Origin of the sequence: Mediterraneibacter sp. 210702-DFI.3.120 (assembly GCF_020561005.1) — a bacterium.
Classification (GTDB): Bacteria; Bacillota; Clostridia; order Lachnospirales; family Lachnospiraceae; genus Mediterraneibacter; species Mediterraneibacter faecis.
Window position 1 is genome coordinate 1 of record NZ_JAJCNG010000066.1, and the last position, 1,004, is coordinate 1,004.

Below are 1,004 nucleotides of genomic sequence, written 5' to 3' on the forward strand. Positions count from 1 at the left end.
ATGATATACTAGAAGAGCCGGGAAATTATGAATTTCTTGATACAGTTCTCGTATTGCGTCTCTAGATAAATAATTCAGGCATGGCAAACAGACAGATTGGGGAATCTGCCTGCTGAAAAAATATCAAGATATGAATATTTTATCGGTATTGGAATGTAGTTGCAGTCCTTGCTCTTAAGTAGCGGGGATTGCGCCTGTCGGGTCTTACAGCAATTAATTCCCTACCTATTAAAGCAATAACATCAACGGGCGGTGAGGCACAAGAGCGTCTCAGAAATTCCGTACATATAGCGATAGCTATGCTGAAATTTATCTGATAACTATACTTCCGATCCTTTTTTTCAACAACAATTGCGCCAGTAATCAGTTCACAAAAGTTATAAAGAATGAGTTTTGCATAGATTTCTTGGATTACTAAATCCTTTTTTCTACTATGGAAGAAAAGAAGTCCTGCGGCATACTTTATGTCACGAAAAGATGTTTCGATTCCCCAACGCATATTGTACAATTCCCGTAATTCCTCTGTGCTAAAATCTTCTTTTGGAAGATTGGTATATACAACTTCGGTGTTCCCATTTGGAAGGACAAAACTCATAATCCGAAAAGAGATGTAGTATAAACTTTTACTTTTAGGGTCGAGGTAATCAAAAGTTCTGTTTGCAATAGTTTTATACACTTCAGGCTCTGCTTTAACAGTCTTTGTATTTTTTTTGGTAAGCCATCTTTCGAAAATGATATCATACTCAGGCGAATCTGGAAGTTTAATTGTAGCCAACATACTACGCGGGTTCGATTCTCTAGCACGAACTAGAAAATATGCATTGTTTTCAATGGCATGTGCAAACACATTGAATGATACCAATCCCCTATCAGCAATAAATAAAGGTTTTCGCGTAGGATTAGTAGCCGTATAATGATCTATTATGTCACACATTGCTATATATTCATTGATATGATTCAATGGTTGGAGAATTACATCAGTATACAAATGTGATAATAAATTG

At 36.2% G+C, this 1,004-nt stretch carries 1 protein-coding gene; it reads right to left on the minus strand.

Annotated elements, in window-relative coordinates:
• Window positions 1–139: 139 nt before the first annotated feature.
• On the minus strand, window positions 140–1,004 hold an 865-nt coding region (locus tag LI162_RS15200; protein ID WP_227156872.1), incomplete at its 5' end, for a transposase.